The sequence below is a fragment of the Sphingomonas sp. S-NIH.Pt3_0716 genome, assembly GCF_003950715.1.
GTDB classification, from domain to species: domain Bacteria; phylum Pseudomonadota; class Alphaproteobacteria; order Sphingomonadales; family Sphingomonadaceae; genus Sphingobium; species Sphingobium yanoikuyae_A.
The window spans coordinates 37,536-48,939 of sequence record NZ_QLJK01000023.1 but is presented as its reverse complement, the minus strand read 5'-3'; the positions used below and the strand labels follow the sequence as shown (position 1 = coordinate 48,939).

General features: G+C 66.9%; 10 protein-coding genes. 1 reads left to right on the top strand and 9 read right to left on the bottom strand.

Going from position 1 to position 11,404, the window contains the following annotated elements:
* Positions 1–97: 97 nt before the first annotated feature.
* Positions 98–430, bottom strand: coding sequence for a UrcA family protein (locus tag BRX37_RS18160; RefSeq protein WP_004208877.1), 333 nt, complete (start codon positions 428–430; stop codon positions 98–100).
* Between the two features lie 228 nt (positions 431–658).
* Entirely contained in the window at positions 659–2,251 is a 1,593-nt protein-coding gene (purH, locus tag BRX37_RS18155) for a bifunctional phosphoribosylaminoimidazolecarboxamide formyltransferase/IMP cyclohydrolase (protein ID WP_125988595.1), read from the bottom strand.
* 159 nt (positions 2,252–2,410) lie between these two features.
* Between purH and BRX37_RS18150 the strand changes: the two genes are divergently transcribed.
* Positions 2,411–4,357 (top strand): S9 family peptidase, encoded by a 1,947-nt coding sequence (locus BRX37_RS18150; RefSeq protein WP_125988593.1) that lies wholly within the window; start codon positions 2,411–2,413, stop codon positions 4,355–4,357.
* Here the strand turns inward: BRX37_RS18150 and BRX37_RS18145 are convergent.
* From BRX37_RS18145 to htpX, 7 genes are all read right to left on the bottom strand, one after another.
* Complete coding sequence (locus BRX37_RS18145; RefSeq protein ID WP_125988592.1) at positions 4,330–5,517, bottom strand: glycosyltransferase family 87 protein; 1,188 nt, start codon at positions 5,515–5,517, stop codon at positions 4,330–4,332. The two genes, BRX37_RS18150 and BRX37_RS18145, sit on opposite strands and share 28 nt — an antisense overlap.
* Before the next feature lie 232 nt (positions 5,518–5,749).
* Positions 5,750–7,516 (bottom strand): heparinase II/III family protein, encoded by a 1,767-nt coding sequence (locus tag BRX37_RS18140; protein ID WP_125988590.1) that lies wholly within the window; start codon positions 7,514–7,516, stop codon positions 5,750–5,752.
* Positions 7,513–8,175: a ribulose-phosphate 3-epimerase gene (gene rpe, locus BRX37_RS18135; RefSeq protein ID WP_004208872.1), complete on the bottom strand. Its 663-nt coding sequence runs from the start codon at positions 8,173–8,175 to the stop codon at positions 7,513–7,515. The genes BRX37_RS18140 and rpe overlap by 4 nt, the downstream gene beginning before the upstream one ends.
* 72 nt (positions 8,176–8,247) lie before the next feature.
* Complete coding sequence (locus tag BRX37_RS18130) at positions 8,248–8,733, bottom strand: diguanylate cyclase (protein WP_125988588.1); 486 nt, start codon at positions 8,731–8,733, stop codon at positions 8,248–8,250.
* 51 nt (positions 8,734–8,784) lie between these two features.
* Positions 8,785–10,095, bottom strand: a complete 1,311-nt coding sequence (locus tag BRX37_RS18125; RefSeq protein WP_125988586.1) for an RsmB/NOP family class I SAM-dependent RNA methyltransferase — start codon at positions 10,093–10,095, stop codon at positions 8,785–8,787.
* Positions 10,096–10,132: 37 nt separating this feature from the next.
* A complete protein-coding gene (locus BRX37_RS18120; RefSeq protein WP_125988584.1) occupies positions 10,133–10,450 on the bottom strand; it encodes a hypothetical protein in 318 nt (105 codons plus the stop codon).
* Entirely contained in the window at positions 10,450–11,397 is a 948-nt protein-coding gene (htpX, locus tag BRX37_RS18115) for a zinc metalloprotease HtpX (RefSeq protein WP_125988656.1), read from the bottom strand. Before htpX ends, BRX37_RS18120 begins: the two co-directional genes overlap by 1 nt.
* Positions 11,398–11,404: the final 7 nt, after the last annotated feature.

Below are 11,404 nucleotides of genomic sequence, written 5' to 3'. Positions count from 1 at the left end.
GGACCGACCGACAGGACAAAGGGCCGCCCCGCATGTGCGGAACGGCCCCCTGCAGTCCCCGTGACGGGGAAGGCTTCCCTTGCGGGATGGGTGAAGATCAGCCCTGGCGCTGGGCCAGCGCGTTGAGGTCGCTGCGTGCGCCGTCCAGCGCGCTGCCGACACAGTCGCGATAGTCGGGGGTCGCCGGCAGGATCGATCCGTTGACCCAGCCGCACACCTGCTTGGCGGCGCGGCTGATGCGATAATCGGCGCGGCGCAGGCCATTGTTGCTGGCCAGGTTCAGGTCGGCCACCGATACGGCGATGGTGCGGGTGGTGAGGCCGGTGGTGCCGTCAACGACGACTTCGTTGCTGCTGTTGCCGGCGATAGCCATGCCAGGCAGCGCAAGGGCCAGGGTGGCGGCCATCGCCACCAGCGTCTTCTTGGTCATCCTATTCTCCTGTCGAACATGCTTTTTCTTATGTCGTGCCCAACGCCTGACGTGGGTGCGGGGTCGTCATCCTAAATAGGATTGCCCGGTGACATTGAAAAGAGGCCAATTGCCAAAAAATGGCAGTTTTCTGCGATTTTGCGGGTGCGAACAGGATCGTTTCGCACCCGCATAAACGTGATCGAAGTATTGTTCCGACGCGCCATCTAGCGCGTTGGGAAACAAGCCTTAATGGCGGAAGTGGCGCATGCCGGTGAAGACCATCGCCAGGCCCGCTTCGTCTGCTGCGGCAATGACTTCCTCGTCACGGATCGAGCCGCCCGGCTGGATCACCGCCGTCGCGCCGGCTTCCACTGCCGCCAGCAGGCCGTCGGCGAAGGGGAAGAAGGCGTCGGACGCGACCGCCGAACCGATGGTGCGCGGTTCGCTCCAGCCGGCCTTCTCGGCGGCGTCCTTCGCCTTCCAGGCGGCGATGCGGGCCGATTCCAGACGGTTCATCTGACCCGCGCCGACGCCGGCGGTGCTGCCGCCCTTGGCATAGACGATCGCGTTCGACTTCACATGCTTGGCCACGGTCCAGGCGAACAGGCAATCCTTCAACTCCTGTTCGGTCGGCGCGCGCTTGGTCACGACCTTCAGCGCGTCCAGGTCGACCTTGCCATTGTCGCGGCTCTGGACCAGCAGGCCGCCGGCGATGCTCTTGACCATCAGGCCGGGGCGGGCCGGATCGGGCAGTTCGCCGGTCAGCAGCAGGCGCAGATTTTTCTTCTTGGCGAAGATCGCCTTGGCTTCGTCATCGGCATCGGGCGCGGCGACGACTTCGGTGAAGATGCCGCTGATCGCCTCGGCGGTCGGGCCGTCGAGCGGACGGTTGACGGCGATGATGCCGCCGAATGCCGACACGCTGTCACAGGCGAGCGCCGCTTCATAGGCTTCGATCAGCGTTTCGCCGGTGGCCACGCCACAGGGATTGGCGTGCTTCACGATCACCACGGTCGGCGGACCGTCGCGGAATTCGCTGACCAGCTCCAGCGCCGCATCGGCGTCGTTATAATTATTGTAGCTCAGTTCCTTGCCCTGGATCTGCTTGGCCTGGGCGATGCCGTTCGCGGTCGGGCCGTTGGGCAGGTAGAGCGCGGCCGACTGGTGCGGGTTCTCGCCATAGCGCAGCGTGGTGCTGAGCTTGCTCGACAGCGACAGGCTTTCGGGGAAGGCGACACCCTGGTCGGCAAAGGCGAACCAGCTGGCGATCATCGAATCATAGGCGGCGGTGGCGGCATAGGCCTTGGCCGCCAGCATCCGGCGGAAATCATAGCTGGTGGCGCCGCCCTTTTCGGCCATTTCGGCGATCAGGCGGGCATAGTCGGTCGGATCGGTAACGATCGCGACACTCTCATGATTCTTCGCGGCCGAACGGACCATCGACGGGCCGCCAATGTCGATATTCTCGATGATCTCGTCGCGATCGGCGCCCTTGGCCACGGTCGCGGCAAAGGGATAGAGGTTGACGATCACCAGGTCGATCGCGCCGATTTCATGCTCGTCCATCGACGCGACATGCTCGGGGTTACCCCGCACCGCCAGCAGGCCGCCATGGACCTTGGGGTGCAGCGTCTTGACGCGGCCGTCCATCATTTCGGGGAAGCCGGTCAGCTCGGAAATATCCTTCACGGCCAGGCCCGCCTCGCGCAGTGCCTTGGCAGTGCCGCCGGTCGACACCAGTTCGACGCCATGCTGGCCCAGTGCCTGGCCCAGTTCGATGAGGCCGGTCTTGTCCGATACGGAAAGGAGGGCGCGCTTGATGGTGACGTCGGTGGTCATGGGGATGCTTCCTGCTGTTCGGGATGCCGCTTCAGGCTTGCCGCAGCCCTCTAGTCGCGCGCGGCGCAAAAATACAGTCCTCACGCGCAGGGAATTTCCCGATCTTGCGGGCTTTTGCCGCTACTGTATTGTGATCGCATAACAGTTGGGGGATCTGACATGCGCTATCTGCTCGCCGCCACCGCCTTGCCCTTGCTCGTTGCCTTCCCGGTGCTGGCGCAAATTCCGACGCCGGAACGGGCAGTTACCGATCCAAAGAGCCTGACCTCGCCGGTCAATCCCGATGCCCGCGCCGTGCCGCTGGCAGACATCGGCGCTTCGCGCAGCCTGTCGAGCGCGGCGTGGAGCGCCGACGGCAAACAGATTTTCGTCGCCACCAACCTCACCGGCCGCACCAATATCTGGCGCACCGACACCGCCGGCAGCTGGCCGGTGCAACTGACCCAGTCGGACGATGCCCAGACCGGCCTCGCCGCCTCGGCCGACGGCCGCTACCTGCTGTTCCAGCAGGATGTCGGCGGCAATGAATATAGCGACATCTATCGCGTGCCGGTGGACGGCGGCGCGGTCGAGAATCTCACCAACACCCCCGACCGGCGCGAAAGCGACCTGCTGGTCGGCCCCAGCGGCGGGCTGGTCGCGCTCGTCACCAAGCTCAAGACCCAGGGCCAATCCAATGTCGCGGTGATGGATGGGGCGGGCAGGGTGCGTGACCTCACGCAGGAGGCCGACCCGCAGTTCAGCTGGTCACCGGTCGCCTGGATCGCGGATGGCAAGGCGCTGATCGCCAACCGCATGCGGATCGATTCCAAGGTGAGCGAAATCTGGCGCATCGACGTCGCCAGCGGCAAGGCGGCGAAATTGCTCGGCAAGGCCGACACCGTCTATGCCGCGACCGATGCGAGTGTGGACGGCCAATGGATCGCCGTCTCAACCGATGAAGGCAACGGCCAGATTCATGGCGGCCTGCTTGAAGCGGCCACCGGCAAATGGCGTTGGCTCAAATCCACGCCTTGGGAACAGGTGCCGGCCAGCTTCACCCGCGACGGCAGGGCGCTCATCTTCCGTATCAACGCCGACACGCGCAGCACTCTCTATCACTTCGATCTGGCGAGCGGCGCGGAAACACCGCTCGCCATCCCGCCGGGCGTCAATTATCTGGTCGGGAGCGAGCCGCGCTCGCCCGACGGCACCATGCTGATGCTCAACCATTCGGGCGCCGACTCGCCGGCCAATCTCTATCTCTATGATCTTGCGGCCGGCGCTGCGCGCCCCGCGACGCAACTCGCCATCGCCAGCCTCCAGCCCGCCGCGCTGCCCAAGTCCGACGTCGTCACCTACAAGAGCTTTGACGGTACGCTGATCAGCGCGATCGTGACCATGCCGGCCAATCTCAAGCGCGACGGCAGCAACCCCGCCATCGTCCTGCCCCATGGCGGCCCCACCGGTCAGGCGCAGGATGGTTACAGCCGCTACGCCACCGCCTTTGCCAGCCGCGGCTATGTCGTGATCCAGCCGAATTTCCGCGGCTCGACCGGCTATGGCAAGGCGTTCCAGGACGGCAATGTCAAGGATCTGGGCGGCGCCGACCTCAAGGACACGGTCGCGGCCAAGCATTTCCTGGTCGATAGCGGCTATGTCGACGCCAAGCGGGTCGGCATCTTCGGCGGCAGCTATGGCGGCTTCATGACCCTGATGGCGATCGGCCGGGCGCCCGACGAGTTCGCCGCCGCCGTCCAGTGGTTCGGCATCATCAACTGGCGCACCATGTATCGCGACCAGGATGAGGAGTTGAAGGCCTATCAGCGCAGCCTGCTCGGCACGCCGGAGAGCGATCCCAAGGTCTATGACGCCGCCTCGCCGCTCACCTATATCCGCGCGGCGAAGGCGCCCCTGCTCACCATCCAGGGCGAAAACGACATTCGCGTGCCACGCGGCCAGGCGCAGGAGGTGCATGACATCCTGAAGGCGAAGGGCAATGTGGTGGAAACGATCTTCTACCCGGCCGAGGGCCATGGCTTCCAGAAGAAGGAGAATCAGCTCGATTCGCTGACCCGCACCGTCGCCTGGTTCGATACTTATCTCAAGCCGTCGTCCGCCAAATAGGGCGTGCGGCGCTGGCCGGCGCCCAGCAGCGCCGGCCACAAGGCCAAAGCGCCCAGCGCGACGCTGCTTATCAGCGCCAGCGGCGCGGCGAACAAGGGCATCGCCAGCAGCAACATCATTCGCCCACGCAGCCCCGCCGTTGCCTGTGGCCACAGCCATAGCGCGGCGAGCAGCGCCATCACGCAATCATAGTCGCTGACATAGAGCGACCCTGCCAGCACACCCAGCACCAGCAGCGCCTTGGCTCGCGCCGTCGGTCCCTCGCGGTGCCAGACCCGCAGCACCAGCAGGGCGACGGTCAGGCTGGCGATCGCCTGCGCGGCATAGGCCAGCGGGATCGGTGCGCCGACATGCCGGACGAGCACGAAGATGGACAGCATCCGGTGCCATGTGCCGTCGCCATGTTCCAGTATCACGCTCTTGAGCAGGCTGCCCTGCTGGGCATAGGCGATCCAGGCATCGATCCCGAACAGCGGCAGGGTGATGAGGGTCAGCGCCAGCGCCGTCCCAATGAACGCGCCCAGCGCCCGATATTGCCGCCCGGCCAGCAGGGCGAGCGGGATCAGCCAGCCCAGTTGCGGCTTTACCACGAACAGCGCCAGGATCATGCCCGCCACCGCTGGCCGCTCGCGCAACAGGATCAGGCCCCAGCCGATCATGGCCGCCGTCCAGCAGCCATTCTGGCCGCCCATCGCATTGATGAACACCGCCGGCACCGCCAGCGCGACCAGCACCCACTGAACCGGCGCCAGTCGCCGCACCGCCAGCGCGAAGGCGCCCCATCCCAGCAATTGCCAGGCGGCCCAGGCCAGCGGATAGGGCAGCAGGCCGAAAGGGGCGGAGATCAGCCACATGACCGGCGGATAGCTGTAATGATAAAGGTCGATGGGACTGCCGGCGATCCCGGTCTCGAACGCATTGAAAGCGGCCAGATCATAGATGATGCCGGCCTGTCCCGTCACCGCCAGATGCGCGCCGGACCAGAAATTCAGGAAATCCTCGCCAAAGGGATGGCCGGCGCCATCGGTCATGCCCTGGCGCAGCTGTCGGGCGAGGTAGGTCAGGAACAGCACGCCCGCGACCACGCACCATATATGCGCAATCCGTCGCAACTGCGCGGTCGGGATCGATCCCATCCGGTCGTAAAGCCCCGCCATCATGCGGACTGCCTAGGATGAAAGAATGAAGATCGGATTAGGCGCGACTAGGTGAGGCGCTAACGGCCCGGCCGCTGAAAGTGGCCGGGCCTGAGAGCGAGGTCGTTGATTGGTAGCAAACGGGCCTCGGGTCGCCCCTCTTGCATGCGCCCTTGTCCGGGTCGTTCATAGGAAAAAACGGACATCGATAGTTGGCTGAACAATAGCGCCCGCGTGATGGCCAATGCGATGCGGGTCAGCCGACCCGCTTGAACAGCCAGCCGATGCTGGAGCCGCCCGGCAGCGCTTCGCTCGTCACCACCAGCTGCCTTGTCGGGTGGGGGCGGCCGTCGCCATCGACCCACAGGCTGTCCTCGACGCTCAGCATGCCGGCCCCGGTCCGGAACTGCCATAGCGCGCCCAACTCGATCCGCAGCAGCGCGCCCTGGCTGTCGGCGGTCAGGGTCGGTTCCACGCCGGGCGCCAGATGGAAGCGCAGCTGCACCGGCCGCTTGACCGGCTTCTTGCCGCGCGTCGCCGGGGTCAGCATATCCTCGCCGCGCACTTCCTTGCCATCGCCGCTCATCATCAGCAGGCGGCGGTGGACATAGCCCATGCGGCGGACATAGCCGTCATGGCTCAGCTCCACCCGGCTGCCATTATCCTGTTCCTGCCGGTTCAGCTCGACCTCGGTCACGCCCTTGCCCAGCGTGCCGTCGGGCATCAGCGCGGTCGAATTGCTGTCGTCCAGCACCAATGTGCTGTGCGCCGCGGTGGAGCGCAGCGCCTGGGCCAGATCGCGCGGGATATAGGCGCCTTCCAGCGCTGCGCCGCCGCAATTGATCACCAGCCGCAGCCGCCCGTCGCTGATCTCGATCGCGCCGGTGGAGGCGCAGCCGGCGGCCGCCAGGCGTGCGACCGGCGGCGGCGCCGCATCGATCTGCACCACCGTATTGCCCGCGCTGATCCGCTGATAGCCCCAGTCGCGCGCCTGGCGCAGCGGCCGGGTCCGCACCCGGCTGGCCTGCACCAGCGCCTCGACCATGTCGGGGTCGACCGCACCCGCGCCCTGCCAGTTGCCCAGCCCCCCATCGCCATGGGTCAGACCCAGCAAGGCCGGCACCGCGCGGCTCAGCCCGTCGATCAGGAAGCCGGGCACCTGTTCGCGCCGCACCTCATAGACCGCGACCACCATCGCCAGCAGCATCACGCCTTCCAACTGCGCCAGCGGCGACCGGGAAATGATGCCGCCATCGGCATGGAAGGCGCTGTCGATCGCGCGCTTCAGGCCCGCTTCGCCGAACAGCTTGCGCGGATTGCCGCCGGGCATCAGCATCGACGCCGCGACGATCCCGCCCCAGGCGACCAGGCGCGGCAGGCCCGGCGCGGCCTTGTCCGCGCTCTGGTCCAGATGGCGCGCGGTGCGGGCGATGCAGTTGAGCACCAGCGACCGATAGACCAGGTCGCTCGACGACAGGATCAGCGGCGCATGGGCGGTCCAGAACAGCAGCCGCCAGGCCGCATTGTCGGCGCGCCAGGCCGGGTCGCTCGGCGTTTCGGCGTGGGCGGCGAGCCATTTGCGCATCAGCGCCTCGGCCACCGGCGCGCCCTGCTCGCGCGTCGCGGCGGTCGACAGGTCGCGCAGCCAGCGGAAGCTGTGCAGATAGTCGGTAAAGGCCGGCCCGACCGCCAATTTGCCGAAATCGATCGTATCGATCGCCAGCTTCTGGCCCCGGAACAGGAAATAGCCGGCGCGGATCGCCTGGCCGGCGCGCGGGTCGCCGGGCACGACATCGTCCGGCACCGCCAGCAGCTTGAGCGGATATTTGCCTTTCAGCCGCCGGCTGTGCAGCGGCGTCTTCCAGCTCAGCCGATAGAAATGATTGGCGATCCGCTCGGCCAGCGACAGGCCCTTGTCATCCGCGACGCGGATGAGCCGCTTGCCCTGTTCGATGCCGTCGTCGGCCGGGTCATGACCGGCGTCGACCGCGACAGGGGAGGACTGGCGCCGCTGGTTCGTCACCCGCCCCGCAGCGTCCTGATATTGTCGGCATAGGCGGCCGGGCCGCCACGGAAGGTTGCGGTGCCGGCCACCAGCACGTCGGCGCCCGCCGCGATCGCCTTGGGCGCGGTGTTGATGTCGATGCCGCCATCGACCTGCAGGCGGATGTCACGGCCGCTCTTCTCGATCATCTTGCGGCACGCCTCGATCTTGCGCAGCTGATTCTCGATGAAGCTCTGGCCGCCGAAACCGGGATTGACGCTCATCACCAGGATCAGGTCGATATCGTCGATCAGATAGTCCAGCATCTTGGCCGGGGTGCCGGGGTTCAGCACCACGCCAGCCTGCACGCCCAGCGACTTGATGTGCTGCACGGTGCGGTGGATGTGAGGGCCGGCCTCGGGATGGACGGTGATGATGTCGGCGCCGGCCTGGGCGAAGGCGTCGAGATATTGGTCCACAGGCGAGATCATCAGATGCACGTCGAACGGCTTCTTGGTGTGCGGACGCAGCGCCTTCACCACGGCCGGGCCGATGGTGATGTTGGGCACGAAATGGCCGTCCATCACGTCGATATGGATCCAGTCGCAACCGGCTTCGTCGATGGCGCGGACTTCCTCGCCCAGCCGTGCGAAATCGGCGGACAGGATGGACGGAGAGATGAGAATGGGATGGGTCATTTGACCGCCCGCATTAGCCCTCCCTTGGGGCGAGGGCAACGCATGATTTGCGCGGTGCGGCGATGAGTCGCGTCAGGGGATGAAGAAGGTCGTGGGTTCCAGTCGGACCGGCGCGCCGACATCCTTCGCCAGCCATTGCTTGACCCCGTGCAGCGCTACCGTTTCGCCGTCCAGCAGCACCGGCGCGGCGATCAGGCGCATCGCGCAATCGCTGCTGTCCGGGCGGCGAATGTCGACGTCCAGGGTGAAGCCGCGCTGGTGGCGGATGGCATAGGCGCGTAGCCGCTCCATCGCCTCGCGGCTGTCATGGGCATAGAGCGACACCGACAATGGCCGGGGCACGATGCTGCCCGGCTCCAGCCCGAATATGTCATAGACGCCTTGGGTCCAGCTGATGCTGTTGTCGGCCAGATTGCAATGCCACAGGCCCAGCCCCCGGTCGGCCAGCGCCGCCTCATTCCCCGCAATATCCTGGTCCAGAACCACCGGCGCGAGATGCTCGCGCAGGTCGTAGAGTGGCCAGCTATGATGCAGGGGCAGGGGTTCGGTCGGACGCAAGACGGGCCTTTCCAGCGAAGGGCCTCACCTTAAGCCCCTCATGGTTAAGCCTTAGTTCCCGATGCGCACGATCCTTGCAACGAAAAAGCCGTCGGTGCCGCCCTGCTCCGCCAGCGTGTCGGGCAGGGTGCGCAGCCAGCCGTCGGCGCTGGGCGCCATGCCTGTGGGCAGTTCGCCTGCCTGCACTGGCCGGAGCTGAAAATCGGGGCGCACCGCCAGGAAACGGGCCATCTGCGCCTCGCCTTCGGCCTGTTCCAGCGAGCAGGTGGCATAGAGGATCGTCCCGCCCGGCTTCACCCAGTCGGCGACGCGGGCCAGCAGTTCGCCCTGCAGTTCGGCCAGTTCCGCGATCTGGCGCGGGCCGATGCGGTGCAAAACGTCGGGATGACGGCGATAGATGCCGGTGGCGGTGCAGGGCGCATCGAGCAGCAGCGCATCGACCGGCGCCTCGGGTGCCCATTGCCGCAGATCCGCCTGCACGACATCGGCCGACAGGCCGGTGCGCGCGAGATTTTCGCTCAGCCGCTCCAGCCTTTTCTTCGACTGGTCGACCGCGGTCACGGCCCAGCCGGCGGCCGCCAACTGCATCGTCTTGCCGCCCGGCGCGGCGCACAGGTCCAGCACGGTCCGGCCTTCGCCCGCACCTAGCAGTCGGGCCGGGCAGGAGGCGGCGATATCCTGCACCCACCAGGCGCCCTCGGCAAAGCCGGGCAGGTCGGGCACGACTGCCCCCTCGGGCAGGCGGACATGGCCGGGCGCAAAGCTGGTGCCGCCCAGCGCCTCGACCCATTGGCCGGTCTCGGCCGGATCGCGCAGGCTGATGTCGACCGGCGGGCGCACGGCATAGGCGTGGGCGGCGGCCAGCGGCATCGCCTCGCCCCATTGTCCGGCCCAGCGTTCGGCGACCTCGGCGGGCAGGGTGGGCGGCACGGGCAGGCTCGGCTCGGCACGGGTCACGGTGCCGAACACGCCATGGACCAGCTTGCGCGGCCCGCCATCGACCAGCGGCAGCGCGGTGGCGATCGCCGCATGGGGGGCGGTGCCCAGCGCCAGCACCTGGATCAGCGCGATGCGCAGCACCATGCGCGCCTTGGCATCGTCGGGCAGGGGCTGCTTGGTCGCGCCGTCGATCAGCGCGTCGAGATCGGGCAAATGGCGCAACGTCTCGGCGACGATGGCATGGACCAGTGCGCGGTCGGCCCGGTCGGCCAGCCCCTGGGTCGCGCCATGCAGTGCGATCTCCAGCGGATCGCCCCGACGCAAGACGGCGTCCAGCAGCTTGAGTGCAGCACGGCGCGCGGGCAGGCCGGGGACATCATCGGCGCGCGGGGCACCGGAACGGGCGTTGGGACGACGGGACATCAAAGGCCCCTACGCGCTTTTGCCCTTGGGGTCATCTTCAAACGAAGCAGATGGCCGTGTAGATCACTGCCGCAACCAGGGCGATGCTGGTCGCGACGCCGACCCACAGCGCCAACCAGTCCGACCGGCGCGGGCGCGGCACCATCCCCTTCGGTACGACCCGCAAGGAAGAAGGGATGCGTTTGCGGCCCAGCGTGGCGATCGCGATCGTCCGCCGGCCGATCGCGTGGAACAGGCGCGGCGTGTGGCGGGAAAAGATATAGTCGACGGCAATATCGACAACCAGGCCAGCCGCCTCGCGCGCCACGAACCCGGCGGCGCGGAAGGCGATCTCGCCAATCTCGTCGACCGGCATCAGCGCCCGTGCGGATCGAGCGCGCTGCGGCGCGGCTTGGGCGCTGCCGCCGGCGGCACCACTGGAGACAGCGCCGATGCGCGCGTCGAAGTCTGCGACGCCATGTTAATGGGCGGCGGGCCGTCCTTCTGCCCCATATCCTGCGCAATCTCCTCCAGTGCGGCGATGCGCTTCTCGGTCGCCGGATGGGTCGAGAACAACTCGCTCACATGTACCGGCACGATATAGAGCTGCGCGGCGGCGGGATTGCGCTCGGCCACCGGGTTGGGGATCAGCTCGGCCCGGCCGGAAATCTTGGCGAGGGCGGAGGCGAGCGCGCGCGGATTGCCGCTGATCTCCGCCCCGGCCTGGTCGGCGCCATATTCGCGGGTGCGGCTGATCGCCATCTGCACGATCATCGCGGCAAAGGGGGCGACGATCACCGCCAGCAAGGTCGCGATCATGTTGCTATGGCCATTTTCCTCATTGCCGCCGCCACGGAAGAAGAGGCCGAAATTGGCCAGCATCGAAATGGCGCCGGCAATGGTCGCCACCATTGTCATGATGAGGGTGTCGCGATTCTTCACATGGCCCAGTTCATGCGCCATCACGCCGGCCACCTCGTCGCGGGTCAGCATGTTCAGCAGGCCGGTGGTCGCCGCCACGGCAGCATTTTCCGGATTGCGGCCAGTGGCAAAGGCGTTGGGCGCATCCTGGTCGATCACATAGACGCGCGGCATCGGCAGGCCGGCGCGCTGGCTCAGCGCCTGGACCAGGCCGTAAAATTCGGGCGCGCTCTGGGCATCCACCTCGCGCGCATTGTGCATGGACAGCACGATCTTGTCGGCATTCCAGAAGGTGAACAGGTTCATCCCCGCCGCCACCAGCAGGGCAATCACCGCGCCGCCGCTGCCGCCCAGCGTATAGCCCAGCGCCATGAACAGCGCCGTCAGCGCCGACAACAGCATCACCGTG

Bases quoted from the DNA above. Each gene is read 5' to 3' on its own strand.
- BRX37_RS18160 (WP_004208877.1), bottom strand. From the start codon at position 430: ATGACCAAGAAGACGCTGGTGGCGATGGCCGCCACCCTGGCCCTTGCG.
- purH (WP_125988595.1), bottom strand. From the start codon at position 2,251: ATGACCACCGACGTCACCATCAAGCGCGCCCTCCTTTCCGTATCGGAC.
- BRX37_RS18150 (WP_125988593.1), top strand. From the start codon at position 2,411: ATGCGCTATCTGCTCGCCGCCACCGCCTTGCCCTTGCTCGTTGCCTTC.
- BRX37_RS18145 (WP_125988592.1), bottom strand. From the start codon at position 5,517: ATGATGGCGGGGCTTTACGACCGGATGGGATCGATCCCGACCGCGCAG.
- rpe (WP_004208872.1), bottom strand. From the start codon at position 8,175: ATGACCCATCCCATTCTCATCTCTCCGTCCATCCTGTCCGCCGATTTC.
- BRX37_RS18125 (WP_125988586.1), bottom strand. From the start codon at position 10,095: ATGTCCCGTCGTCCCAACGCCCGTTCCGGTGCCCCGCGCGCCGATGAT.
- BRX37_RS18120 (WP_125988584.1), bottom strand. From the start codon at position 10,450: ATGCCGGTCGACGAGATTGGCGAGATCGCCTTCCGCGCCGCCGGGTTC.
- htpX (WP_125988656.1), bottom strand. From the start codon at position 11,397: ATGCTGTTGTCGGCGCTGACGGCGCTGTTCATGGCGCTGGGCTATACG.